Annotated in this window: 20 protein-coding genes and 3 pseudogenes (1 of these 23 running past the window's edge); 14 read left to right on the top strand and 9 right to left on the bottom strand. The window is 40.9% G+C overall.

What is annotated here, in order from left to right; translation table 11 throughout:
- The first annotated feature begins 269 nt into the window (after positions 1–269).
- From CLV95_RS19040 to CLV95_RS01420, 7 genes and pseudogenes are all read left to right on the top strand, one after another.
- Positions 270–1,269: pseudogene (locus tag CLV95_RS19040) on the top strand (IS630 family transposase).
- An 18-nt stretch (positions 1,270–1,287) separates the two neighbouring features.
- Positions 1,288–1,377 (top strand): IS3 family transposase, encoded by a 90-nt coding sequence (locus CLV95_RS19980; RefSeq protein ID WP_107694842.1) that lies wholly within the window; start codon positions 1,288–1,290, stop codon positions 1,375–1,377.
- A gap of 1,054 nt (positions 1,378–2,431) precedes the next feature.
- Positions 2,432–3,910, top strand: coding sequence for an adenylate/guanylate cyclase domain-containing protein (locus CLV95_RS01440; RefSeq protein WP_002721611.1), 1,479 nt, complete (start codon positions 2,432–2,434; stop codon positions 3,908–3,910).
- A 66-nt stretch (positions 3,911–3,976) separates the two neighbouring features.
- Positions 3,977–4,501 (top strand): ATP-binding protein, encoded by a 525-nt coding sequence (locus CLV95_RS01435; RefSeq protein WP_002721600.1) that lies wholly within the window; start codon positions 3,977–3,979, stop codon positions 4,499–4,501.
- Between the two features lies 1 nt (position 4,502).
- Positions 4,503–4,874 (top strand): hypothetical protein, encoded by a 372-nt coding sequence (locus tag CLV95_RS01430; RefSeq protein WP_002721596.1) that lies wholly within the window; start codon positions 4,503–4,505, stop codon positions 4,872–4,874.
- Between the two features lie 5 nt (positions 4,875–4,879).
- Positions 4,880–6,274: a class I SAM-dependent methyltransferase gene (locus CLV95_RS01425; protein ID WP_002721610.1), complete on the top strand. Its 1,395-nt coding sequence runs from the start codon at positions 4,880–4,882 to the stop codon at positions 6,272–6,274.
- 14 nt (positions 6,275–6,288) lie between these two features.
- A complete protein-coding gene (locus CLV95_RS01420) occupies positions 6,289–7,686 on the top strand; it encodes a PP2C family protein-serine/threonine phosphatase (RefSeq protein ID WP_016749660.1) in 1,398 nt (465 codons plus the stop codon).
- Positions 7,687–7,866: 180 nt separating this feature from the next.
- Here CLV95_RS01420 and CLV95_RS19165 read toward each other — a convergent pair whose 3' ends face one another.
- Complete coding sequence (locus CLV95_RS19165) at positions 7,867–8,406, bottom strand: outer membrane protein transport protein (protein ID WP_002721543.1); 540 nt, start codon at positions 8,404–8,406, stop codon at positions 7,867–7,869.
- A gap of 290 nt (positions 8,407–8,696) precedes the next feature.
- Positions 8,697–8,879, bottom strand: coding sequence for a hypothetical protein (locus CLV95_RS18565; RefSeq protein WP_002721569.1), 183 nt, complete (start codon positions 8,877–8,879; stop codon positions 8,697–8,699).
- A gap of 439 nt (positions 8,880–9,318) precedes the next feature.
- On the opposite strand from CLV95_RS18565, the gene CLV95_RS01405 reads away from it, so the two are divergent.
- Positions 9,319–10,629 (top strand): transposase, encoded by a 1,311-nt coding sequence (locus CLV95_RS01405; protein WP_002721545.1) that lies wholly within the window; start codon positions 9,319–9,321, stop codon positions 10,627–10,629.
- Here CLV95_RS01405 and CLV95_RS01400 read toward each other — a convergent pair whose 3' ends face one another.
- Complete coding sequence (locus tag CLV95_RS01400; RefSeq protein ID WP_002721546.1) at positions 10,630–11,493, bottom strand: flagellar hook-basal body protein; 864 nt, start codon at positions 11,491–11,493, stop codon at positions 10,630–10,632.
- A gap of 624 nt (positions 11,494–12,117) precedes the next feature.
- Positions 12,118–12,573, bottom strand: a complete 456-nt coding sequence (gene perRA, locus CLV95_RS01395) for a peroxide-responsive transcriptional repressor PerRA (RefSeq protein ID WP_002721654.1) — start codon at positions 12,571–12,573, stop codon at positions 12,118–12,120.
- Between the two features lie 179 nt (positions 12,574–12,752).
- Here perRA and CLV95_RS01390 point away from each other — a divergent pair, with 179 nt between their 5' ends.
- Both CLV95_RS01390 and CLV95_RS01385 read left to right on the top strand, forming a co-directional pair.
- On the top strand, positions 12,753–13,328 hold the full coding sequence (locus tag CLV95_RS01390; protein ID WP_002721623.1) for an ankyrin repeat domain-containing protein: 576 nt from the start codon (positions 12,753–12,755) through the stop codon (positions 13,326–13,328).
- Positions 13,325–14,782 (top strand): catalase, encoded by a 1,458-nt coding sequence (locus CLV95_RS01385; protein WP_002731910.1) that lies wholly within the window; start codon positions 13,325–13,327, stop codon positions 14,780–14,782. Before CLV95_RS01390 ends, CLV95_RS01385 begins: the two co-directional genes overlap by 4 nt.
- Positions 14,783–14,987: 205 nt before the next feature.
- On the opposite strand, the gene CLV95_RS01380 is transcribed toward CLV95_RS01385, so the two are convergent.
- Together CLV95_RS01380 and CLV95_RS01375 are read right to left on the bottom strand one after the other, a co-directional pair.
- Entirely contained in the window at positions 14,988–16,493 is a 1,506-nt protein-coding gene (locus tag CLV95_RS01380; protein ID WP_002731842.1) for a di-heme oxidoreductase family protein, read from the bottom strand.
- A gap of 15 nt (positions 16,494–16,508) precedes the next feature.
- Complete coding sequence (locus CLV95_RS01375; protein WP_002736822.1) at positions 16,509–18,029, bottom strand: RCC1 domain-containing protein; 1,521 nt, start codon at positions 18,027–18,029, stop codon at positions 16,509–16,511.
- Between the two features lie 184 nt (positions 18,030–18,213).
- Between CLV95_RS01375 and CLV95_RS01370 the strand changes: the two are divergent.
- Both CLV95_RS01370 and lsa20 read left to right on the top strand, forming a co-directional pair.
- Positions 18,214–19,733, top strand: a pseudogene (locus tag CLV95_RS01370) (NADase-type glycan-binding domain-containing protein).
- A gap of 140 nt (positions 19,734–19,873) precedes the next feature.
- Entirely contained in the window at positions 19,874–20,455 is a 582-nt protein-coding gene (lsa20, locus tag CLV95_RS01365; protein ID WP_002721548.1) for an LIC11469 family lipoprotein adhesin Lsa20, read from the top strand.
- A 260-nt stretch (positions 20,456–20,715) separates the two neighbouring features.
- On the opposite strand, the gene CLV95_RS01360 is transcribed toward lsa20, so the two are convergent.
- The 3 genes and pseudogenes from CLV95_RS01360 to CLV95_RS01345 all read right to left on the bottom strand — a co-directional run bounded on the left by CLV95_RS01360 (position 20,716) and on the right by CLV95_RS01345 (position 24,271).
- Entirely contained in the window at positions 20,716–21,447 is a 732-nt protein-coding gene (locus CLV95_RS01360; RefSeq protein WP_002730663.1) for an MORN repeat-containing protein, read from the bottom strand.
- A 689-nt stretch (positions 21,448–22,136) separates the two neighbouring features.
- A pseudogene (locus tag CLV95_RS01355) lies at positions 22,137–23,149 on the bottom strand (hypothetical protein).
- Positions 23,150–23,995: 846 nt separating this feature from the next.
- Complete coding sequence (locus CLV95_RS01345) at positions 23,996–24,271, bottom strand: RNA recognition motif domain-containing protein (protein ID WP_001028883.1); 276 nt, start codon at positions 24,269–24,271, stop codon at positions 23,996–23,998.
- A 47-nt stretch (positions 24,272–24,318) separates the two neighbouring features.
- On the opposite strand from CLV95_RS01345, the gene CLV95_RS01340 reads away from it, so the two are divergent.
- Together CLV95_RS01340 and CLV95_RS01335 are read left to right on the top strand one after the other, a co-directional pair.
- Positions 24,319–24,543, top strand: a complete 225-nt coding sequence (locus tag CLV95_RS01340; RefSeq protein WP_002721580.1) for a hypothetical protein — start codon at positions 24,319–24,321, stop codon at positions 24,541–24,543.
- Positions 24,544–25,663: 1,120 nt separating this feature from the next.
- Positions 25,664–26,949 carry the 5' portion of a BTAD domain-containing putative transcriptional regulator gene (locus tag CLV95_RS01335; RefSeq protein ID WP_002736949.1) on the top strand. 322 nt of this gene lie beyond the right edge of the window, so the window shows 1,286 of its 1,608 coding nt (coding positions 1–1,286); it begins with the start codon at positions 25,664–25,666; its stop codon lies off the right edge, out of view.

Here is a 26,949-nt window from a genome sequence, read left to right as displayed (position 1 = left end):
TGAGAACTTCCACTTTTTTAGAAACTTGCCGGGTCGTTTTGAGATGTCTTTTTAAGGTTTTGAGACGCCCTCTTAGCTGTCCTCGTTTAGGGTTGTGGAATACTTTGATTCGATTACTCCTTGTAGAGTTGCTATTTCGCAAACGGCGTTGATTTGTACCTAATTTTTTTTATACGATAAACAAGTAGGTTCTGAGTCCGACAGATCTTGTATTACTCATCCCTATAAAAAAAGTACCCAAAAGAATAGAAAGACTAAAGATATGCAAAATGAAGAATATAGAAAGAACGAAATTAAAGGGATTAGAAAAACGTCGATTGAAAGGAATCCAACTTTTAAAGCAAAGTCATACTTGTTATAGAGTAGGAAAAGAACTTTGGGTCAGTAAACAATCGGTAATGCGTTGGCGTGAAAGATACGAAGAGGACGGAATAGAAGGGGTAAAGTGGAATGGTCAAAGGGGTCGACCGTCAAAATTAACAAAGTCGCAGAAGAAGGCATTAAAACGCATCATCTTGAAAGGAGCGACAAGTTATGGATACCCGAATGAACTATGGACAACATTTCGTATAACGGAGATAATTCGAAAAGAATTCAAAGTGAAGTTTCATCAAGATTACGTAGGGATTCTGTTACACCAATTAGGATTTTCGTATCAAAAACCAAAGAGAATCGCGTTGGAAAGAGATGAAAAGGCGATTCAAAGTTGGAAAAGGGAAAGGTGGCCGGATATAAAAAAAAGCGCAGAAAGAGGGATTTGAGATCATATTTCTGGATGAAAGTGGAATCAGTCAAAATCCGTATCCTGCAAAAACATGGGGATTGATAGGTAAGACACCGATCATTCGCCACAAGATGTCTTGGAAAAAATTATCGGTAATAGGGGCTATATCCCAAAAGGATTTTTACTTTCAGGTTATAGAAGGCTCCGCTAAAAGTCAGAATCTCATTCATTTTTTAAAGATGCTTTTAAAGGAAAATCGTAAAAAGATTTTATTAGTTTGGGATAATCTATCTGCCGATAAAAGTAAAACCGTAAATGTATTTTTACAAGAACATACAAAGCGGCTTCGAGTTGAATTTTTACCTCCTTATGCGCCTGAGTTAAATCCCCAAGAATATATCTGGCGTCGTTGGAAAAGAAACGACATGGCGAATTTTTGTCCGGTTAATTTGAGTTCCTTGTTCAATAGAACCAAATACACTTTAAGAAAATTGAAATCTACCACGTTTTGTTTTGAAAGCTGTTGGAGACAAGCCGGTATTTAGGTACTTATTTTTATAGGGATGATTAAAAGATATTACAACAAAAAGAGAAGACACTCGGCTTTAGGCTACCTGAGCCCCGTCGAGTTCAGAGAAAGAATTACTGCATAACCATGTCCGTTTTTTCGGGAGAAGTTTCAATCTGCTCATATGTTTGGCTTGGATATGATCTGTGAGGTGTTTGCTGGGGAAGTGATGAGGAAAAAGGGCGGGTGGGTCCGATCCCCGTCCATAAGAACCTTGGGTCTAAATTGATGCGCTCGTTCGATCATCGGTGCAATGTACCTAACATGTTGGACGCTTGTGTAATCGATATGAGTTTGGTTTTTGGACTGAGAGGTCTTTCATATTCGCGATCGTTTCCAAACGTCTCTCGGAATGACTTTCAATCTTGTTCCTTTTTCCGCATAGAGCCTTTGCCAAGCTACGATATTGGCGTGGCGTTCAAGTCAAGCCGCCGCCTTGCCTATGCCTCCCATCTTTGAACTGCTTTCCGTTTTTTGAATGTCGGAAATAACTAGTTGACTAAAGTCAAAAAATCTGTTAGTCCGTACTGACGATTTACCGCAAAAACCAATGGAGGCTTTAGGAAGGTCTTTTGCTGTCCGGATCGAAATCCGTTTCAAAACGGTTCGACGTATGAAAATTACGGTGTAAGGAGTACTATGTTCACTTCTCACAAAATTAGTTCGGAGATAGCCGATCTCAATCAGAAGTTTTTAGATAGTCTCTTCTGGAGAGAGATATCTAAGCCTGAACTCGTTCTAATTATAAGAACCTGTCTCAAAAGAAACTCAAGTATTTCACTTCCTAAGGGGCGTTCGATGGGAACAGGTTCTTGCAGCTTGATCTTTATGATAAAGTATAATAGAGTTTTGGGATTCGCTGTAAACTTAGTCGGAGCGGATCACTCTCAATTCCTATATGAAAGAGACCATCCGAGCCTTTCGTATCAAAGCTGCCAATATAGGGTTCCAGGCGACTGAGATGATTTTAAAAACATAAATAAACATCTTCAGTTTTTAACGAACGAACACTTAGGTTTTGATTATGCGTAACAGAACAGGATTGAGAACGTCCAAGCGGCAATTTCACTTTATTTATCGTCAAAGCCTGAATAAGAATCCTTCTTTCGAATCGATTCTTATTTTTTATCGGTGCTAAGATGTTAGAATTTGCGAATCGGGCATCACAGACTTCACGGATTCTTGTCGTCGAGGACGAAAGGATCGTAGCGCGTGATATTCAAGAGATTTTACAGAAATTCGGCTACACTTCGATAGGTATTGCGACTAACGGAGAAAAGGCGATCCAGATGGCTCGGGAAATTCGCCCGGATCTTGTGTTGATCGATATTGTTCTCGGTACCGGGTTTATAGACGGAGTTGAAACCGTCGTCAAGTTAAAAGAGATACTGGATGTTCCGGTAATCTATGTGACCGCAGATAGCGACGAAGCTACTCTGAAAAGGGCGCGTGTAACGGAACCGTTCGGATATATTCTCAAACCGGTAAATGTTCGAGAACTTGAGATCACGGTTGAGATGTGCCTCTATCGGCATAAGATGGAGAAACGTTTTCGTGAAGATGCAAGCTGGTTGACTACCACTTTGAGTTCGATAGGAGACGGAGTGATCGCTACCGATTCGATTTCCAGAGTTAAGTTTTTAAATCCGGTTGCGGAAGCCCTTTTGGGAATGAATGAAAAAGCGGTTCGAGGTAGGATAGTGGATGATGTAATGCATTTAAGAGACATGAAAGGTGCAATCATTCAAAATTTAGTTTCTTATGCTACGATCAATCAGTCGCCCGCCGTTTTTGAACACGTGATTCTTTCCGATTCCAATGGACGAAGTACTCCCGTTATTTGTACGGTAGCTCCGATTCATGATACGAATGGAACTTCTCACGGTTGTGTTTTCACCTTACGGGATATAAGCGAACTGTATGCTAAATCGCAAGAACTCAGCAAACGAATGGAGGACGTGGAACAGGCAAAACGTCTGTTGGAGAAATACTTTCCTGAAAACTTGGTGGATTACCTCGTCGATGAAAAACGGCAAATGGAACTTGAAGGGAAGAATGTTCAAGCTACGATGTTATTTTGCGACGTTCGAAATTCCACGGGGATCGCCGAAAGGTTAAATCCGGATGAGTTTGCGGCTTTTTTGAGCGAGCTGTTTACGGGGCTTATGGATATCACGTACGCGAATGGAGGCTCGGTAAATAAATTACTCGGAGACGGACTCTTGATCACTTTTGGCTGTCCTTTCCCAGAAGAAGAGGATACAATCAATTGCGTTCGATTGGCTCTGCAAATTCGAGAGTATCTACGCGCGTTCAATGATAACCGAAATCCAAAAATTCTCACTCCCGTGGCGATGGGAATTGGAATTTCGACCGGGAATGTGTTTGCGGGAAACGTCGGTTCGTCGCGACACATGGAATACACCGTGTTAGGCGATGCGGTCAATACCGCGAGCAGACTGGAAGCTCTTACAAAAACGACGGGTCATGATATACTTTTGGATTCTTTTACTTCCGATTTTATTCGTCATGAAATCAACGTCGAACCAATCGGTACATTTTTGTTACGAGGTAAAAAGGAACCGCAAGAAATATTCTTCCCGGTTGGTATGTTATGAAAGATCGTCGCGCTTCGTCCAACGCTGGTAAGAGATGTTGTTGGCCTAATAGGGCGGAGGGTGCAGATGCAAAATAGCAACGAAGGCAAATTGCTTGAAATGAGACTTCGTCCTATTTGGGCGGAGATAGAACGGGCGAGAGAAGAGTGTCGTAATTTTTTGGAAGAACTGGGTTCATCGGACGAAACCAGAGACGCGCTCTGTATGATCGCATCCGAGATTCTTGAAAACGCGATCAAATACGGCCACTTCACAAGCGAAAGCCAAGAGTTTACTTTTAAATTAGAATCCGGTAAGGATGGAATGCTTGTGCAAGCTTGGAGTCCTCTTCCTTCCGCGGGAATCGTAGAAAATCTACGTCGCCTCGATTCAATCGTTCAATGGATTCGAAGTTTTCAATCTCCATTTCAAGCTTATTTAGAAAGACTGAAACTTGTGGCAGGACAACCCTTAGAAGACAATGAAAGCGGACTAGGACTCATTCGTATCGCTTATGAAGGTGAAGCGATTCTTGATTTTTATGTAAACGAAGATGACATTCTCTATGTATCGGCCCTACAACCGAAAATAGATAGGGAGCAGGTGGTTTAACATGAGCTTGAACAATCAGATCTTTTCGGAAGACCAACTTCAACTGGAAGTTGTGGACGGCAACGAGATTCTAATTCGTTGGCTCGGAAAAAGCGTTCAGAGAAACCCAAGTCAGTTCATCATACCCACGTTGTCGAATGTAATGAAACGAGGTAGCGATCAACACAAAGCGGTAATCTGGGATTTTAGGGAGCTTGAATATATGAATTCTTCCACGATCACTCCCGTGATTAAAACTTTGGAAATGATTAAAAAAGGAAATGGCAAGGTAAAACTCATCTACAACAAGACAAAGAAATGGCAGGACTTGAGTTTTTCCGCTCTACGGATCTTCGAGACTAAAGACGGAAGGATTCAGGTCATAGGACAATAGTTTATATGATCGTTGAACATACCATCGTCGGTTTACTCCAAACGAATGGGAGCATTACGAACGTAGAAGTATGCGGACATTCGCGCTATTCTTTCCAAATTCGGCTTCCAAAGGCGCCGCCATACATTGTCCCATTCAATGCCGACGGTTTTATCATCGAATTGGATGGAAAGAGAATCGAACTCGGCAGATGTAGAATGCTTCCCGTTAAACATGCGGCTACTTCCACCGCTCTTCCTCAGTATTTGGTATTGTTTCTCGACGATACCGTAGACGTGGTCGATTTGATCGGCAAAAAGAGATTCACCGTATATGACACCGGACTTTTTAATTTGCAATTGATACTCAATCAAAAAGAAAAAGTGAATCAACGTTTTAAAGAATATAGCGCCAACCTCACGTTCGAATTGAACGTATATAAACAATTCTTCGACGATTTGGATCGGAAATTTTTAAAAGAACCGGGTCCGGTTCAGGAACATTTGCATCAGATGATTCTGGAGCGGGAAGGTCAGACGTTTATGGAGTTTTTCGAATCCAAAGTACTGGAACTCCAGGAACAAACAAAAAATTTCTCAAAGGACGAAAACGAAGCGCACGGATTTTTTTTCAGAAAACAGGTCTGGGATTTTATTCTTCATTCCGCGTTTATGTTGCGGACGAATTTAAAACCTCGCGGATACGCGGGAGACTACGAAATGATGAAGATGATTTATGAAAATGAAATCATGGGTAAATCTCTTTTCGCAAGGTTGTTGCACAGTTATCCTCTACAAATTCCGGCCGCAAATGCGGTACGCAATCGACGTAGGATGATCGCGGATCAAATTCGGGAGGCTGTAGAAAATCACGACAACTCAGATTTTCGGGCTATGTCCGTCGCTTGCGGCCCTGCGGATGAAATCGGAGAGGCTTTCAGCGATATGGTCGAGTTGAAAAAAATTCATTTTACCTTGCTTGATCAGGATATGGAAGCGCTTCGAGTTGCGATGAATACGGTGAACCAGCTCGAACTTGAAAAAGGAATTTCGATTCACGTTAGATACATCAACGATTCCGTACGCTCCATGCTTCGTATCCGAGACCTTCCCGGAGCTTGGGGAAGATTCGACTTTATCTATTCGATGGGACTTTTCGATTATCTAACTCCTCCGGTTGCAAGGGCGGTACTCGCGAGACTTTTCGAGATGCTTAGGCCCGGAGGTAAGTTGATTGTAGGAAACTTTCACGTCAGTAATCCTGATAAAGCGTTTATGGAGTATTGGTTGGACTGGGTTCTGTATCATAGAACGGAAGAAGAAATGTTAGAATTGGCTTCCACTTTTCCGGGACATAGTCGCATCTTTTTCGAAAAAACTGGATGCCAAATGTTTCTGGAGATGCGGGCGCCTAACGGTTAAAATGGTTTAAAAGTATGCAGTTCACACTCAAAGACAAAATAATTATGGATCCGAAGGTAAATGATGATTTTGAAATATACCTTCAGGGCATCGTCCGCGAATGGATGCAGGTACTTACGCTGCTTTGTATGATTCTCATTCCGTTCTTTCTGCTTTTGGATTATTATACACAACCTCCGCATTTGCATCTTCGATTCGCAATTTACAGAGGTGCGACGACTGTCCTTGTCATCATCGAATACCTTCTGATCCGTTTTACACCCCCCAATCGTTCCTATCCTATGCACGGATATATCATTTCTTCTATGATCAGTCTGATGATCGTTTTAATGACTGTGGACTTGGGAGGGTTCAATTCGAGTTACTATGCAGGTCTGATGCTCGTGCTTATGGCTGTGAACATTTTGCTTTCCTGGCGTCCGATCCATTCCGTGGTCAACGGATTTCTTGTGTTGTCCATTTACCTCGGATTTAATATTGTAGAGGATCAACCCTTCGATCCGAGAATCATCGTAAACAACCTTTTCTTTCTTGGATCCACCATCATCATCACCGCCGCGATCTCTTGGGTGAGATTCAAACTCGTTCGATCTGAATATCTTTTGAGAGCCGAACTCGTGGGGGCCAATCAAAATTTGGACAATTCTCGCGCGGAAGTGCTTCGAGCCAGAGATGCTCTCTGGGGTGAAATGCAGTTAGCCAAAATGATACAAACGGCTCTTCTTCCACGTAAGACGAGCATAGGGCGTTACGAGGTGGCAGCTCTTATGGTTCCCACAGATTCGGTGGGGGGAGATTATTACGACATCATCGACGCGTCTAACGGAGAAAAGTGGGTGGGAATCGGAGATGTTTCCGGTCACGGAGTGGAATCCGGATTGATCATGATGATGGCTCAAACCGCGATCCAAGCGATCGTTCAACAAAAGAAAATGCTCAATCCTTCCGAAGTATTGAATGAGGCCAATCGAGTTATTAAGGAGAATATCGCGCGTTTGGGGACGGATCGTTATATGACGATGATGCTCTTTCGACTGGAAGACAATTATTTAGTGGTGTCCGGTAAACACATGGATCTGATGATCTATCGCGCCCAAGAAAAGAAAGTTGAAATGATTCCCACGACCGGTTCTTGGCTTGGGATTGTCGACAACTTAGGAGACGTTCTGGAAGACCATAGAGTTCCTATGTCCGCTGGAGATATTGTACTTTTGTACACTGACGGAATCACGGAAGCTCGCAATCAATCCGATGAGCTGTTCGGAGAAGAAAGATTGATCAAATTGCTTGAGTCAAACGCGAAACTCCCGCTTAGACAACTCGGAACTGAAATTTTTTCAAAGGTAGCCGATTTTGAAAAGGTCCAGAGCGACGATATGACTTTACTGCTTTTGAAAAATAAAGGAGCGTGAATTCCTGAATTCTTTGCACGAAAAAGTGTTTTGTGTTGAAAATTAACGGTATTCAATTTTTTAGAGATTAGTAAAAGGGGACTTAAAGTCCCCTTTTAATTTCGGTTGCTTGCTTGGGGGAGGTTTTTTACGGATAATAAAACTCGAAATTTTTCAGGATCGAAATCCATAGACTAAATTTTAAAAACTGAGTTTTGCAAATATTTTAGATATTTCTAATGATCCGATCGAAAACAACGTCCGCGTCTGCGATATTTCCGAGAGGAGTAGGCAGCAAGGTTCTTCGAATTTCTGATTCGCTTTCCGAAGATAAGAGCCGTAATTCGTATGGATCAGATCCACCGCTATTTTGAAATTTTCAGGAACATAAGAAAAACATAATGAATGTTTTTCAGGAAGATCGAAGTTATGGGAAACGTCGGATTTTCTGTAATAGTAGGGGTCGTTCAAACCGATTTGATAACTTCCGTTGAGAGGAATGGAAGAATGGGCCTGATATGAATAGCCGATTCTAAAACGATCGGTAACTGTATGGTTCGCGCCCACGACACCACCGATGGAAAATGCTTTTTTACTGCTTTCGTGATAGTATCCTTGCCTGGGAGTTTCTAAAGAGCCCGTGATATCGCAATATTTCTGATTGAGCTTTTGAGTTCCGTATATAGCTTCGATGCTCGCACCCAAGGAAAGATTACCGAAACGAACCGAGATTCCGTTCACGAGCTTTACGACTGCAAACTGATTGGAATTAGTTTCTTTGATTTGTTTGAAATCGCCGATCGGACCTGGAATGTTGATTCCCGCCCATTGATTGAAGGACTGGCCGTTCGGAGTGTTTCGAGTGATTTGATCCGCACCCCCGATCGCACCGCCGGGAATATAAAGAGCGACATCGTAATCAATGGATTCGGTGACCGGAAGTTTGAGAGCGATGTAAGGAGCGGGGCGTTGACCTTGCTCTTTTTATCGTTGGCGTAAACGTAATCCGGATTGGAATCCAGAAACTGATCCTAGTACCGATTGAAGATCGTAGAATTACCCAAACCGAATTCGATTTTTTTCCCTTTTGTCAAGGAAAGGTTGGCCGAATTTAAAGCGACATCAACCGGAGAGTCGCCCAAGGCAGTGTTTGTTCCGGCTAAAGCCTCGTATCTCGTGTTGATTGCATTCCGGGTCAAGCCGTCCACGGCCAAGAGAGAATCAATCCGCCGTGCCGAGACCGAGTAATACCGGAACGCCTGTAGACAAAACCCGGGCCCATATTCCATTTTTTGAAACCATAATAATATCCTAAGGAAAGATTGGTTAAACGTTTCTCAAAATGAAAAATTTTAACCAAAATAACGGATTTAGATCTGTTATTTTGGGCTTCTGTCAAAAAATGTAACATCTCTGTGCAAAAATAGCAGATTTTTTGCGTAGATCCTTTCAAAGCAGTAACGTGCAGTTTCGTAAAATTCAGAATGTCCGTTTTCAACCAATCTCAATTGGGATCTATTTGGGAGCGTATTTTAACTGGTTCCGATCCCCAAGAAGAGACTATCGGGTCCAGGGTTGGGATCGGAAGGAAGGGATAATAATTATCTATCTCATCAGTGAAAAGACAGTCGAAATGGAAACAAGTTATTTCCAATGGTTCCTGAAACACAAAGTGAGAGTCATACTGAATTGAAGATTTCTCAAGATCTGAATTTAAGTAGGACAAATGCTTTCCCTTCCTCAACATCCACGAAGTCACCTTCCAAATCCCCATCACATTCTAAACCACTAACATCAGCACAGCTTAAAGACAAACGCAACAATCCCGCTCTGAATCTCCCTTTCTTTACAAATGTAACGAAGAAGATCCTGAACGACTTCTACCCAAAATACTGCCCTAATTGTGAAGACAAACTACTGACGAAGGAAATCTCGACTCGTCCTGAATTGATCCGCTGTGACGACTGTCGTTACCTGACTTCGAGATTAAGTTACACACCCTTGCATCACTTCAAACTTCCGATGTGGATGTTTGGATATGTCCTTTACGAAAGCCTGATCCAACACCCGAAAGTAGTAACTTCAACAGAACTCAGCAAACGACTGAGAATCTCCTACAAAGCCGCAGCACTCTTGAAGAAGAGGTTTCAGTGTTTCGCTTCCGATCAGTTACCGAAATACAAACAACTTACCTTTGACGCCTTAAATCATGAATTCAAGAACTTCTCTTTACCAGCAGATGAGGAAGCGGACGTAACGAAGAAGATGGAGAACAAACCTTATGTCTGTGCAGACACCGCAGTATTGTATTCTGCAAGCGAAAGAGCCAATCAGGGACGGAAACGTTATCGTCATGGTGGAGCCACAGCCTCCATCTATCTCTCCGATAAATTGGGTGGAAAACAAGTTGGAACCTTAGTTCATACGATCGCTATCAAGAAAGGTCCGGTATTCTTTCATTCAGTTCCAAATCAGAAAGCGAATACTCTCGGACCCATCATTAAAGATCATCTACCTTTACAAACTCCAGTCTTTACAGATCAAGGTTATCCCTGGCTTTGGGGTATTTACAAGAACCATCGTTCCGTCAATCACAGCGCACACTCCAAGGACGCTCGTTACCGTTGGGCAAGAAACAGATGGAGTAAGAATGGAGTCCACAACCAAGTAGCGGAAGGAAATCACAGACTCCTCAAGTCAGCCTTTGCTTCTTACTGTTACATCCGTCCTGAGAACTCTACTCGTTACTTGAATGAGTTTTCCTTTCTGGGGAATACAACAGTCTTTGGTTTGGATGTGATTCGGGAAGAAGTATATCGAGAGTATGTGGGTGAGTGTCGTAGTGTGGATGTACGTGATGGAGTGGGGAAGGATGGTGTTCAAGGAGGGATGAGGTGGGGATCTTTTCGAGCGCCAACCGAGGGCCTGTCAAGGCCAGCGGTTGGGATTGGCGCGAAGGGATAATTATCTCAATACTTCGTTTATCAATTTTCCCAACAAGCTGTCTTGGGTTTGAACAGTCTTTTGGTTCGCTTCGTAAGAGCGGTTGACTTCGATCATCTCTACCATTTCTGTAACGACGCTAACGTTAGACGCTTCAAGATAACCTTGTAGAATGGAGGGCTCGTCCTTTAGATCAAAGGGAACCGGTTCTCCGGACTCGGGGGTATCTGCATAAAAGGAATCGCCTTCTTTATCCAGGTGGCGTGGATTTTCCACGGTCCTAATTTTAAGTTTATCCAAAAGAACCGGAGTTTCAAAGCGGTTCTTATCGAGTGAAGTTCCGTTGACGGGATCGTTTCCGATTTCACCGTTGATCCAAACTTCGCCGTTTTCCTTAATCAAAAAATTTCCTCTGGCAACACGGATCGGCCCGTTCTCGCCCATCAGAGGAAATCCTTGCGGAGTGACAAGATAGCCGTTCGTGTCCATAACGAAAGCGCCGCTTCTGGATAGACGTTCACCTCTGTTTGTCATAACGGAAAAAAATGCCGGGTGTTCGTTACCGGGTTTGTCTTGCAGCATGATATCAAACGGATTTTCGGTTTTTTTAACCGCGCCTTGTTCAAAACGTGTATAGACTTCGTTGACTTCACCGCCTAATCCGAGTTTGCCGACAACGGGTGCCGTATCGAAAGAACCCATCGGCACTTTACCGACTCCGTCTTCGTCGAAACGATGGAGAAGGAGTTCGGGGAATGTTTTAAAAATGGTGGTGTCTCTTTTAAACGCGGTCTTATCCACATTTGCAAGATTGTTGGAAATCACATCCATCCGAGTTTGCTGGATGATCATCCCGTTTGCGCCTGTATACATTCCTCTGAGCATATTTTTTCTCCTGATCCGTTTTTAAGATCGGAGAATTTTCAAAATTCCATAACGATTTTGAGGACATAAATTGGAAAAGGATAGAGAACTTTTCTATTTTCCGTGTTGATTTAGGGGAATAGAAAGATCTGATTCTAGATGAAATTTTATTTCTTATTCAAAACGTTGTTGGATATTATTTTAACGTGAGTTCGATATAAGGTTTTGTCCCAAAACAGGGGCAAAACCTTACAGCTTGATCTTTCTGACAAAGTAAACTGGGGTTTTGGGACGCGCTGTAAGAAAGTTTGGGCGAATCCAGCCTTTACTTGCAAAGGCTGGAGCGCGTTGTTTGTTCATTTCAATTCCTTCGGAATTTTTCAAACTAAAGTGCTGTTGCTATGAACAGCAGTGTCGTAATAATCGCTTTTGCATTTGTTACGCCGAACTCACGTGATTTTATGGGTTGTCATTGAACAAAAATGCACCCGCTCGTTCCAACAACACGGATAGGATTATCGAGATTTCTGTAGCATCTCAGGTTTAGGAGAAATTGAACATTATTGGTTCGTATAAGCCATCATGGGAAACGCTTCAGTCATTGGTTTATTTCTCAGGTAAGTTTAGAACGCAGGAAAAGAGGGATCAATTTCGAGTATTTTTGTCTTTTTTAAACTTCCCTTTCAATGTGATCAATAAACTACAGTCTTCTAAAGAACTGCCCGTTTTTGCCTCGAAGTCTTTCTTAAGTTCCGAAAGAATTCTTTCCTGAAGTTTGGAATCCAGATTTACGTCGTAGATTTCCCCGGTTTTTTCATCGATCGCATGATGGTGATGATTCACGTTCGAATCATACAAAGTAATTCCGGATTTGAGTTCCAAAAGCTTCACGATTCCTTTTTCTGCAAATAGTTTCAAATTATTGAATATGGTTGCGCGAGAGGCATTTGGAATATGTTCGTTTATCAATTGAAACACTTGGTCGGCAGTTAGATGTTGCGGTTTTGAAAGCAGTAGGTTGGCCATCTGTAATCTTTGAACCGTGACATTGATTCTGGCGTCTTCTAGAATCTTTTTGCTTCTTTCGTAAGAATCTTTCATGCGACAATTTTCTAGGAGAGATCATTTTTGTCTATAATTTAGACTTATTCTAAAAAAAGACTTGAACTAATTTTTTACTATTTTCAAACTGATATAATTTTAAAATTAGTTTAAAAATGTATAATTTTGATTTAATTATAAATTAAAATTGAAAAATTATACATTTATTTTTCAATTTAATGGGATTTTGGGTGAATTTTGAATTTCAAGCCGATTTAAAACACAATTCGGATGTAAAAATTCCCAAAGAAACGAGAGCAGTGACTTCTAAAGCTTGGATCGAATATCAAAAAAGTATAAAGTCGGAAAACCCTTGTTTTGATTCGGCAAGGCGAGGAGACATAGAAGCCTTAAAGGCACAGATCGGGACGCTGAGGCACGTAGATGAAAAAAACCGAAAGGGTTACACATTATTGATGTTAGCCGCTTACAACGGACAAGAAGAAGCGAGTCTTTTTCTAATCTCCCAAGGTGCGGACCCGAATTCCACGGATTTTGAAGGTAATTCTATATTGATGGGAGCGGCATTTAAAGGACATACAAGGATCGTGGAAATCCTTTTAAGTGCCGGGGCCAATAAAAATTATCGAAATCCTAAGGGACAAAATGCATTTCAATTTTCTAATATGTTTGGTCGAACGGAAGTCTGCAAACTTCTAAGTGAATCCGAATCAACTCGGTTTCAGAGATTATTAACTTTTTTTAAATCTTGGATTTTATACATCATTCAAATTACAAAAGGAGAACAACGATGAACAAAAAGACCCTTACTACGGCTGGAGGCCATCCGGTCGCACAAAATCAACATTCCATCACGGCTGGACCCAGAGGTCCAGTCCTTATTCAGGATACTCATCTCATTGAAAAACTTGCCCACTTCAATCGGGAAAGAATTCCAGAAAGGGTCGTCCACGCAAAGGGAGCGGGGGCTTATGGAACTCTGACAATCACGCGCGATCTTACGAAGTATTCTAGAGCCTCCGTTTTTTCAAAGGTGGGAAAACAAACTTCTCTCTTTCTACGTTTTTCAACAGTTGCGGGTGAAAAAGGTTCTGCGGATACGGAAAGAGATCCAAGAGGTTTTGCGATCAAGTTTTATACGGACGAAGGGATTTGGGATCTTGTGGGAAATAATACACCTGTATTCTTTGAAAGAGATCCGTTGAAATTTCCGGATTTTATCCATTCACAAAAAAGAGATCCGATTACGGGTTATAAGAATCCGTTTCGTATGTGGGATTATTGGGCAAAGGCTCCCGAAGCACTGCACCAAGTTACGATTCTTTTCGGAGATAGGGGAATTCCGGACGGTTATCGTTTTATGAACGGCTACGGAAGTCACACTTTTGGGCTTTGGAATTCTCAAGGACAACGTTTTTGGGTAAAATTCCACTTTAAGACCATGCAAGGAATCAAAAATCTGACTTCGGAAAGGGCATCTGCGTTAGCCGGAACTGATCCGGATTACGCGGCTAGGGATTTGTTTGAGGCGATTGAAAGGAAGGAATTTCCTAAGTGGAAGTTTTGTCTACAGATCATGCCCGAGAAGGAGGCTGAAACATATCGATTCGATCCGTTCGATCTCACAAAGGTCTGGTCTCACAAAGATTATCCTTTGATCGAAGCAGGGGTGTTGGAATTGAACGCCAATCCTAAGAATTATTTTGAAGAAGTAGAGCAGGCGGCCTTTTCGCCTTCCAACATGCCTCCGGGAATAGGCGCTTCTCCGGATAAAATGTTGCAAGGAAGGTTATTTGCATATCCGGATGCTCAGAGATATCGTTTAGGGATACGATATCAACAACTTCCAGTAAATAGGCCTAAGAACTTAGTGAACGTTTATCATAGGGATGGAAATACAAAGTTTCAATATGATGGAAACTACGATAATTATGAACCGAACGGTTTTGAGGGGCCTGTACAAGATTCTTCGTACGGGGAACCTCCTTTAAAAATCTCTGGAGATGCAGATCGTTACGATTCCCACAAAGGAAACGACGATTATTCTCAAGCAGGGGATTTGTATCGAATCATGAGTGTGGAGGAACGAGAAAGGCTCACTTCTGCGATCGCTTCCACGATGCGTAGTCTTCCTAAAAGTGTAATCGTTGCGAATCTCAAACATTTCTACCTCTGCGACCCGGAATACGGAACCAAACTGGCCGAAAAAGTAGAAATTTCCTTAGAAGATATAAAAACCTGTCCCTAGTTCCCACTTCCTACATAATAGGGTGTCGTGAATTTTGAAACGAGTTCCTATTTAGAAATAGAATCCTAGATACTCTATTATGTAGTTTTGAATGAAAGAATTCTATATCGTCATTACTGTGCGACAAGTCCAAGTTCACGAATTGAGTTGTCTATTACATTACTTCTATAGGATATTGAGACGTTTTGTTGCGAGCCCGAATTTTTTAAAGCGACTTCAAAAAATTAAGGAGATGGGTTCGATCCCGAATATTCAATTTGAGAATGTAATCTTTGCTCGACTCTGCTTCTCCTCCGTGCCAGAGGATCGCTTCCATTAGATTTCTTGCTCTTCCGTCGTGAAGATATCTCGTATGACCGTTTACGACTTCGAATAAACCGATTCCCCAGAGGGGAGGGGTTCTCCATTCTCTTCCGTTTGCTTCTTCATCTGGTCTATTATCCGCGAGTCCGTCTCCCATGTCGTGTAACAAAAGATCTGTATAAGGTCGGATGGTTTGAAAAGATAGCTCGGGGAAGTTTTCGTTCAGACCGGTTTGAGTCTTTGGAAGATGACAATTTTTGCATCCTGCTTGGAAAAAGATTTTCTTACCCAAGAGGACGCTTGCATTATCGGCCTTTCTTCTTGCCGGAACTGCGATGAGTTTCAGGTAGTTCGTGATTGCGGTGATTTTGTTTTGAGCAATCTCGGGAGAACCGCCGTTTCTGGAAGCCCGACACTGGGCCTGGGCGTTCGTACAGTTCTCGTTTCGAAACATAGGAGAGGTGATTCCCAAATCTCCTAAAAAGGCCGCAGAGCTTTGTCTCATCAAATCGGTGTTATTTGCTTTCCAACCGAACCTTCCCAGGGTCGTTCCGATTCCGTTTAGATTTCGGACATAGTTCGGTCGACCCGAAATTCCGTTTCCGTCCCTGTCATCCGGATCGGCGAGAGCGAGAACCGTATCTTCGGGAATTGTTTCCAAAAGCCCGAGTCCTATGACCTGAGGTGGGACTCGAACGGAGGTTCTTGTGTCGTTTGAAAAAGGACCATATCCTAAATTTGAAAATTCTAATAAAGGATAACGTAATGTATATTTTGTGCCGTCTTCAAATTCTCCGGCAAATTCCCTATATGTGAGAGTGGCGTCTCCTTCCTTGACCACTCCTTGGACGGAGTTAGGCTGGAATTGTCCTCCGTAGCTGGGTTCTTCCCGGTTTGAATCGTTTCCGACGCTGAGTCGAACGAGACTGAAGGTTAAGTTCTCTTGATCTTCTTCAAGAGTTCTTCCGTTTGCGGCATGACAAGCGGAGCATGCGTTCGTATGGAAGAGAGGACCGAGTCCGTCCCTATCCGGAATTGCGGCGGAAAAGCCGGGAATCCAAGGAACTTCGAATACGGTTTGTCCAACCGTATATTCAGAAATAGATCTCAAAGGGGCATTTCGGGCAAATTGCCGGAATGCCATGTTTCCGAACTCGAAACTCGTCATGGCCCTACCACCTTGGTATTCTTCTCCGTCTTCGTATCCCCATTCCATATCCGTGGATTCCGAAAGGATTGCCATCAGAACGGCTCCGATTTGGCAATTTTTAGAAGAACAGAATTTTTCCTTGGGAGTGCAGGTTTGTGTCGATAAAAAAACAAGAAATAAAATGACCCGAAAGATCTTTCCCGATAAAAAGTCGAAAAAGATCCGAGTAGGTAAAACAAAACGAGAATTTAAACTCATTTTAAATCTTGAATATTAAGGAAGTTTAATTGATACGGGATTCGGGGCGCCCCAATTTGCCTGCAGATCCTGCCTTCCTAGAGAGCCTTTGAAATTCCAGCCCCAGCCGTAGATTTCTCCGTCTCCGAGTAAGGCGAAGTTATGAGTCGCTCCACAACCAAAATGAATGACATTGTCGATCCCGACCACCGCTTTGTTCGGTTCGTAGACTTTTAGGGTGTTCGTTTCTCCAATCGCTAAATTTGCGGTGTTGCCGTTTGCTCCCCAACCTTTCACTTCTCCGTTTTTTAAGATCGAAAAACTTTGAGTTCCTCCCGCCCAAACGGATGATGCATTTGTAATATTCAAAATTTGTGTTGGATTGGGCGTCGGGTTTGGAGAGCCGTTCCCTCCGATTCCCAACTGGCCGCTTGCGTTTAGTCCCCAGGAATAAATTCTTCCGTTAGACGCCAATGCGAGAATATGATCCCTTCCGTTTGCGATCTGTTTGATTCCGGAAAGTCCCTCGACTTTTACGGGGGTAGACTGGATCGCGTTGGCGGCTGAAAGTCTTCCGTTACCGAGGTTCCCGTATTGGTTTCTGCCCCAGACATAAACTTCTCCGTTTTCGGTAAGCGCTGCTGAATGTTCCGAGCCGGCAATTACTTGAATGACGTCACTCAGACCCACGACTGCTACCGGGTCCATAGAAAACGAATCAGCGTTCAAATCGTTCGCTCCGTTTCCCAGTTGCCCCACGTTGTTTTGACCGAAAGCGACAACGGTTCCATCCGATTTCAAGATCAGAGCATGATTGAAGCCGTAAGCTCCCATAACCGCGTCGTTGATTCCTGGAACTAAAGTAGGGGGTTGTCTATTTCCCGCTGCTCGAGGATTCGCCGGGTTCGTGTTGTTATTTCCGATACCTAATTGTCCTTTCGCGTTATTTCCCCAGGTATAGACTCTTCCATTTTTTGCAATCGCCATAGAATTATTTTGATTGAAATGAATGCTAAAAATATTACTGATCGAATTGAGTTTTACGATTACGTCATTATTCTCATCTCCCGTGGAATTGCCGGTTCCGAGTTGGCCAAAATTGTTTCTACCGACCGTATAAACTTCTCCATTTTTCAAAAAACCCGAGTGAGCTCCGCCTGCACTGAGTTTGGTTCCGAAATAGAAGTTTACTTCTTTTTGAAGAATCGTTCCGTCCGGTTTTTTAAAACGAACTTGGATCGTATTCTCTCCGTTTTTGGGTTTGAAAGGAGGGAATGTTTGAGAAGTGGGGGAATGGATCGGAACGGAAAAAAGTTTTTGTTCTTCATCATAGATCTCGAATTCCCCTGATATATCAGTTTGGATCGTCGCTTCCAATTGGTAAACAGTAATGATTTCTCCCTCTTTGGGAAAAAGAATTTGGAAAGAACTTTGGTCAGACTCGGTTTGATTGGCACCGATTCCTAACAGAAAGAAGGGAATCAAATCGAGGCGTGAATTCGGCTTACAACAAAGAGCCAAGATGATAGACAGAATAAACGTAACTTTTCGTTTCAAGGGTGCCTCTTCTGCTTATTGATAATGAGTCTTAATATCATTATTATTCCAAAAGAAACACTGCGCAATTTGAAGTCAAGAATTTCCGGATTTTATTCGTTGGTACTCCGAATTCTCCTTTGAATTTTTAGAGGTAGAATTTTGTGTGAAGGCTCGTAAAATTTTTCCCGGGAGAATCCCGTTCATGAATCTTAAAATCCATTTTTTGCTTACGTTTTTTTTCTAGTCTTCGCCTCAGGAAGTTGTAAAAAAGAACTGAGTGTTTCTATGGCCACATCCACCTCCTTGAGTGATAAGCTCGCGTTCGCCGCACTCGGAGAAGGCGGTTGGAAACCAGAAGAGGGTGCCGAATTCGTAAAACTTCATTTTTATCCGGATGAAGGATTCCAATTGAAAAGGATGGAAGTGGATTCCTGCAAAGGAGAATTCACGGATGAGGTGACGGTCTATATCAACTTTGACGAGTTAAGTGCTACAGCGAACCTTTCCAATAAGAAGGGGGTCGTGAGTTTTGAAAAGGCGGTATTTGCGAGATCCGTAACGATCAATTTCAGAAAGAACAAAGATCTCTGTATCGGGCAGATACGCTTTTACGACGAAAAAGACAAGCAATTCTCTTTAAAACTTCCTAAAATCGTGGAAGGTTCGGTGATCGCTTCCGAAACATTAAGCCCCGTTCAGTCTTATGATGCAATGAACCTTTTTGATTCTCGTTACGAATATGCTTGGGCTTCCGACGATAGGAAAGGAAAAGGGGTCGGTGTCACTTTGGATTTTCAATTCAGCGAGCGGCAAACAATCACAAAAATCAAAATTTGGAACGGATATCAAAGATCGGATCAACACTGTTATTCGAACGGGAGGTTGAAAGAGGCGACTCTTACCGGAGACAACGGATATAATCAGAAGATCCAAGTTCAGGACATACTCGGACCTCAAGAGATTCAATTGGAGAAACTGTTCGAAGGTAAAAATCTTCGTCTGACAGTAACCGATATTTATGCGGGAAAAATGTACAAGGGAATTGTGCTCAGCGAAATTCGTTTCGGAGAAAAGAAAAATTGGATTCTAATCGATCCAATCAAAAGATCTCAAAGCATTGCAGAATCGAATCATCTTCAATTTACCGCTTCCAATTTGGACAAAATTTTAAATCGAGGACTGATCGGATCGGAAATTTCTCGTGCGCCTTTTGAAGACCAAAATACTCAAACGATCGAAAGCGCCGAGACGGAGGAATTGGATCCAGAAAGAAGAGTAGGATCAGACTGGTCCCTCCGCATACGTTCTGACGGTTCTTTTTTTATGGAAGGGAATACGAGAGATCAAAACGACCTTGGACAAAAAGTATTTCCGACTAGTTCCATACTTTTGACAGACTTTATCCCTGGAAAGATACTTCATAAAACGAGTAAGTTTTATGCAATCGGAAACTACGAAGTAAAGGAAGCTACTTCGGAAGGTTTAAAATTAAGAGTGTTCGGATATATGCGAAAATATTCATCTTCTTTTGAAACGGATAAGGACATGGATTGTAACGGTTGTGGTCGGGATTGTAATATGGGAAATCAAGATCCGAATAAAAAGGAAGTTATTTTTCAAGACTTCATAACGATAAAAAATTTGAATGGAAACATTTACGTCCAAAATACAAGTCCGAGTCGTAAGTTGGATTTTCGGATCTTAAAAATGAATCTTGAGTAAGTTTCCAAAGGAATTGTACATTAGAGTTGTTGAAAAGTTCCGATCAACAAAATGCTTCCATCGATCATTTTCATTAAACAGAAACGGATGGAGAATTGATTTTTCGACAACTCTATTTTAAAATTTAAGGCTATTTTCAATTGAAACAGTTAATTTATAAAATTCTAATTTTGATTCTTTTTTTACATCTACTTGGTTGTAAGAAAGAAATTTCCAATTCTGAAGATCTGAAACCGATCTATTCCGATCCAAATCGGCAGATTGAGGTTCGGATTCTTTGGGAGAAAAAAAGATTTCCTTTGGAAATGGAACTCTACGAAGGAGCTTCTCAGAGACCTGTGGAACTCTGGGCCACGGGAAACGCCAGAGATTTGTCGGAGGCTCCGGTTTCTTCTAGGATAGAAGGATCCGAACTTTATCTCAAACCAGGTTCTAAAAAAAGATTCGTATTGGTTGTAAAAAATACCACCGAACAGGATTTTTATTTTTTTGCCGCCCCCCATTCTATGGAGCCTGCGGAAAATTCCTTAGGGTTTAAGTTCAAATGTCTTTGTATCAATCACGCCTTTTATATTCCTCCTCGTGAAATTTGGTTCAGGGTCGTGGAGTTAAGGGTGGGAGGAGAGGTGTCGGGAAAAGAATTAAAAATTTCTCATACACTTGTTGGGATGGACGAAGATAGACTTCGTCTTTACCAAAAGGGGATTACGGGCGAAGATTAAAACTGCTTTGCGGCGAATTCCCGATCTCGGTTTCACAAAACCTTACTTTTGCCGGTTATAGTAAACGTTCGAGCCGAAAAAATATTCGAAACCGGATTTCAAATCCTTTTGAAACCGATTTGATAAATCGTTTCTTTATCGTAAGAATTATGTTGATATCTCGTTTGCTGAAACGGAATCTATAGATGAGGAATATAATAACCGAATTAAAAGAGTCCTTCCCATAGTTTCGGAAATGTCAATCGAGTAAATCGTTCGATTTAATGCAGAGGTTTGATATTTCCGGATTCGAGAACAGGTCCTCCACAGAGAACTATTTTGTTTTCGATTTTGCAGTGCCTTTTGGAATGATCGAAGGAAGAATACATAACTCCTTCGGCCGAATTCTTTTCATCTTGAAACTCCCCTTCGTATATACTCGTATCAGGGAAACGAACCTTACCGGGACCGATCATTTTTCCCATTTGAAACGTCCCTTCCAAAATTGCACCGTTCTTAAAGATATACGTACCCTTCCCGTCTTTTAAGTCGTCTTTGAAGTTTCCTTCGAATCTGTCCCCGTTCTTGTATATCATTCTTCCCGGACCGTTTCTAAGATCGTTTAAAAAGGAACCTTTATATTCGTCATCGTTATCGTAAATATAGGTTCCTGTTCCGGAAATACAATTTCCTTGGATACAACCTCGGATTGGACCTGCTTCCGTACTGATCGACCGATCGGAAGTCGTTGAGGTTTGTTCTTCTTGTTCCACGGTTTCGTTATTGTAAGAATCTGAATTTTCGATGTCGCTTGTAGACCCATTAGGCGAAATCTTTTTGTTTCCGTAAGAACATTGTATCACAAAAATAAGGAACATAACTCCTAAAAGAGAATTGCGCAAAATTCTCATCAAAAAAGAAGAATAGATCCTATTCGGAATTGAATTCTGAATTTGTTTCAAGAGAATCATATTTTTTGAATACGAAATAAAAACGTTTGTACTAACAAACATAGTCAAGATTTTATTTGTCGAGGTGGAATATGTCAAACTCAATTCTCGTTATATTTCTATCTGGAAAACTTCTTACTTTGCACTATACCTTCGTTAAATGACATTATGGGTTACTTTTGGGATAGGCTTGGGAGTTCTGAAAACGAGTATCATTAGGTTGATTCAAAAAGGAATTCTGATCGAATTTTGTTTCTAAGAATAAGTAGAGATAACGCAATAAAAGCGGATTCTGTTGAACAGTTTCCTATTTTTTCGTTTTGGATAAATCATTTTGTGATTACTTTAGACATAAGGGCCCGTTTCAAAACTGTCTTCTGTGGGAGCGGCATTCCGCGACACTGTCATCAGTCCTCTGAACGTAGGAACTCCCACAGAAACCGTCGTATTGGCGTTTTTTCTTGTCGTTTAAGATTGTAATAGTTCCTACATTTTTGTAGGAACTCAAGCTGCCTCGCTTCTCTTATGTATCTTGTGTCAAGCCCTACCACAATTTTATTATATGTAGCGTCTTAGGAAATTCTATTTTTCCAAATACAGGAAATACTAATTGGAATCGTTGAAAAATCAATTCTCCATCTGTTTTTGTATTTCATGAAAAGGATCGATCGAAGCAGTTTTGTTAATCCGAATTAGTGGATTGTTATTTTAGGAACTACTAATATACTTTATGAGAAGCCGATTGTCAAACGTTAGGACCAGGTGATTCTGGCAATTGTACCCGAATGAAAAACAACGAGTATAACATCCTTTTGAACGACCATTTCTAAAACGTGATGAATGATTTGATTCGAAAAATTGGGATGACCTTCTATATCTGGGAATACAAGAACCGGACCTGATTTTAATTCTCCGTTTTCCTCAAATACGCACACCAAACTTTGTTCAAAACTTTTGTTAGATACAATCGCCCAAATTCGGTTGGAATCGTCCACGTCAAATGCTCTGACAAAATGATTCTTCAACACAGAATTGGATATTTCGAACTTTTTTCCCACTTCGTTTAACAAATGAAAAGCCGAAGACACGTGATATTCAGTTTCACAGACGATCTTTGGAGCATAGGAAACGAATTTCCATTTTGAATTTTTAATCTTTTGTTTGAATATACCTCTGGGAGATTTAAAATCCGAAACGTTAAAGACGAACAGTTCTTCGTCTCCGGTAAAAATTACGAAATCGTTATGAACGGCCGCATCCACAATCCAGGTACTATTAAATCCATCGTTCACTACAACCTTATCTTCTTCATGCGATAGAATATTATGCAAACGGAATTGTTTTTTGTTCTTATATTCCGTATTATCATAATAGTTGGAATAATAAAATATAAGATCTTCTTTAAGAACTGCCAAGGCCCATCCTTTTCCACCTTGATAAGAGTTTTCGAGAGATAAAATCCCTTCTACAGAAAGTTTGAATTTGAAATAACCTTCTTCATGATAAATTAGAATATCTTGATTTTCAGAAATATGGATACGGGGATTCCGGATATTTTTTTCTGTAATTGGGATGGTCGAAACTTTTTGCACCTGATCGGAGGAAATTCTCCAAACAGACACTGCTTTGGTACTTAACGCCCACCATGTAAAACGATAAAAAAGTCTTTTTCCTTTGAGACCTTACAAGCTTGAATATCCGGCTCGTCGGTTCCGTCTTTGAGTGAATTGAGTATTTTGATAGATTGAATTTTTGCTGAGTCCACAATTTTTTTCCTTATCCTTTTTGAATATCTTTCAGATTGTCAATTTTCTTGTTCCAAATTTGAAACCAACCTAAATTCGATGTAAGAGATTTATTTGATTACTACTCGAACGCATAAAGATCCTATTTCGAGTCCATTTCAAAATTTTAAATGTGGGAACTACCACAAAAAAGCCAACAATTTCGAGTTAAATATAATTTTTTGAGAATTTCCGAATCTTTGTAAAATCACTTATTCATTTTCTGTACTATTTTCATGCGCCCGAGCAGTATAGTATATCCGATTTTTCTGCAAAAAGTAAAACGTGGGAACTCTTACAAACCCAAACTACGAAAAATGAATATTAGAGTTGTTGAAAAATTAATTCTTTGTCCGTTTCTGCTTCGTTGAAATGGATGTTTGAAGCGGTTTTGTTAATCCGAATCATGGAATTTTTCAACAACTCTATTGTATGTGAGTTCGGCATAACGTGAAAGGGATCGAGCGGGGGAAACTCAACAAAACGCTTTCCTACGGGGCGCGTTCTAAATTGAAACTAAAGACGATCGTTGTATTATCTTTCCTGTACGCAATTTATTGACCAGAGCTGAGAGTTCGTCCCAGTCTTTGCTTGCAAAGGTTAGAGTCGCCCCGGTTTTCTTACGTTAATTTAGTTCAAGGGAATCGTGTCATTCGAAAAAATCGAATAACAAAGCTTGAATCAAGAGCCTTCGTTCAATGGAAATAGAAATGATCCTAAACGGTAAAAGAGCCCGAATTTTAAAAAGAAAAAATTCTATCCCGAGTACGATACGATATAGCCGTTTCGAAGGGAGAAAAACAAATGCCTTTCCCCCTTCGAAAAAATCAATATCTGGATCTGGATTTTTCCGGAAAAGGTTTTTTAGGAAGAGCTTCGTTGACTTTAATTTCTCTTCCACGGATTTGGGTTCCGTTTAAGCCGTCAATTGCTGCATTGCCTTCTTCTTTATTCGCCATTTCCACAAATGCTAGTCCCCGGGATTTGCCGGAAAGTTTATCAGTAATGATGCGTACTGAGGTTACTTCTCCAAAGGATTCGAATGCTTTGCGGAGATCGTCTTCGGTTGCCTGATAGGCGAGATTGCCTATATAAATGTTCATGAGAAAGGGTCCTTACAAAAAATTACTGGCTTCTAAATCCGAATAGAATGCAGGGCGAGACCAATCAATCAGCGGGATTCGAAAGAGAAATGACCTTTCCTGGTGCTCTATCGTTTAAAAGTTCTCAACTGACCCGGGAAAAGGCAGCTAAAAATTCCAGTCGCGCTTACGGTAAGCATGGTCAAAAAATTGTCAAGAAAATCTCACATTTTGCGAATTTATCCTTTCTAAAAAACCGAATCATGTTTTGGACTTTTCAATTGATATCTTGAAATCAGATTTATGTCTCTCTTATGGACTCTTTTTGAGGAAAACTGTTTAAGAACTTGTCCCAAAACTGTCTTCTGTAGGAGCGGCATTGCCGCGACACTGTCATAGTCTTCTGAATGTGGGAACTTCTAGATTTTTGTAAAAAATTCGCTATGATATTCCTACCGGAGTTTTGGGACAACCTCTAAACTCTTTTTTCGACAAGAGAGAAGGAACGAAAAAATGCTTTTTGAACATAAGAATTTTCTGATTCTCTCAACTAGAAAAAACGTGTCCTTGTATACAAAAACCGATTTGAAATTAGAAAGGAGTGGATTTTTCAAGAGCAGAATGTGGTTCAATCACCTTAGAGCCGGTCTCAAAACCTGAAGAAAAATATCTCTAGACGATCCGGCAAGTTTTTAAAAAACGTGAGAGTTTCCGCAGAAACCGTCGCATTGGCGGTTTTCTCTCGTCGTTTAAAATTGTAATAGCTCCTACATTCCTAAGGTTTTGAGACCGGCTCTTAGATCACATACCGATCGATATATTTAAGAGTTCAGTGGTGGGTTTTGTTATTTTTTGCATTTAATAGCCTGAGATAAGAAACCTAAATATCTTTTTTTCAAAGTTAGAGTGAAAATGGGATAATCGAGAATGTGGATCGAATTCTGAAAAATCAGGTAATCGATTTGCCTGTCGATATCGAAAATGCATCCCAACGAAAGCGGGTATCAACATTTCAAATCTTCGGATACTGTTCTTTAAGAAAAGTTTTATGTAGGAAGTCGTTTGCGATTTTTCCTAAATCGAAGGCCTACAGAGATCCGAATTATCCTTCCGAACTTTCATCGTTTTCACCAAAGTATTGCGTTATCCAAGGCCGAGAAAAAGAACATGCTTTGTGAAAAGTGATGTAATACGATTCTTCACGCTTGCTCTTTCTACAGCGAACACTTCCGAGTAAAATCTGTTAGGTGGAATTAGATTCATAGGAGCGGCTGTAAACGATCCGAGCTTGTTCCTTCGCTGCATTCTAATTTCGTGCCGTGCCAAAGAATTTTCGTTGATAAAAAATTATCTACTTTTATTCACCAAATGTACTGTAAAGGCTACAAGATAACGAAAGGGATTTGAAAATCAATGGGAATAACATTCTATCAAGCCTCTTGTTACTTAGTGACTACTGTGCTTGCTTATGGGACTCTGCATAATTTATTTCTGTATTATAAAAATAGAAAACAGATATACCTCCTACATTTTGCTTTTTTACAGATTTCTTATGGATTGTATCTTTTATGTTTTACGAAAACTATCAACGTAGCTAATGCGGAGGAAGCCTTAGTCTGGGAGAGGCTGGAGAATACGGTTCTTCCTATATTTGGAATGTTCCTGATCCTGTTTGTAAATAGTTATCATAGAATTTTCAGTAAAGACTTTGTCTATTTGTACATACTTCTCAGTGTGTTATTATCCATTGTCATCTTGATGGATCCGAATTCGTATAATACCAAACTTACAAGTCAAAAGAAGTTTCCTTTGCTCGGAATTGTGGTTTACGAAACCGAACAATCTTCTTTGGTTCACTATCTGTATCTTTCAGGAATTTTGATGAGCATTTGGATTTCATTTAAGGTAATTTTACAATTCGTTCACAATTTATTGAGCAATTTATTTCTTCCCATAGGACTCATTTTGTTTTGTGCAAACGTATTTTTGGACATTCTTACCGCTATGGATTTTGTACCGTTACCATATACTTCTCATTTCAGTTTTTTGATTCTTATGTTTTCCGTAGATTCGGTTCTTACCTTGAATCAATCCGGAAACAAAATCCAAAAAGGATTAGAACAAGTTCGGATCTCTACCAGGGAATTTGCTGCCGCTGCCCTTTCTGAAAAACAAATTGAAAAGATAGAAAAAGAAAATGAGAAAGCGGAATTTCACCCAGGAGCAGATTCGGAAGTTGATTCTTCCGGACCTAAAAAAGATCGGATTTTTATCCGTACTTTGGGCGATTTGGAATTTGAAAGAGGAGGAGTTCGGATTCCTCAAACGGAGATTTCCAGTAAAAGAAAGATGTTGAAACTTGTGAAGATTCTTCTTATTCGTTTTGAAAAAGGAATTCATCGAGAGGAATTATTGGAGTTTCTTTGGCCGGGGATGGTGGATAAAAATGCTCTTAATAGTTTACACGCTCTTTGTTTTCGTCTGAGAAAGATTATCGGAAATCCGGAGGCTCTTGCTTTTTCGGAAAATCGTTTATTTTTTAGACAAGACTTGGTTCAGACCGACTTTCAACTTTTTGAACGACACTATAAAGGTGGGTCTAAGGCTTTACGTAAAGGAGAGATGGAACTTGCGATTCAGGAGTTTCGTTTTGCAAGAGTTTTCTATCGTGGCGATTTTTTCGAATTCGACCTTTATTT

Origin of the sequence: Leptospira borgpetersenii serovar Javanica (genome assembly GCF_003046425.1) — a bacterium.
GTDB lineage: Bacteria > Spirochaetota > Leptospiria > Leptospirales > Leptospiraceae > Leptospira > Leptospira borgpetersenii.
The sequence above is the reverse complement of the archived record's forward strand: the minus strand, read 5'-3'. Positions and strand labels throughout refer to the sequence as shown.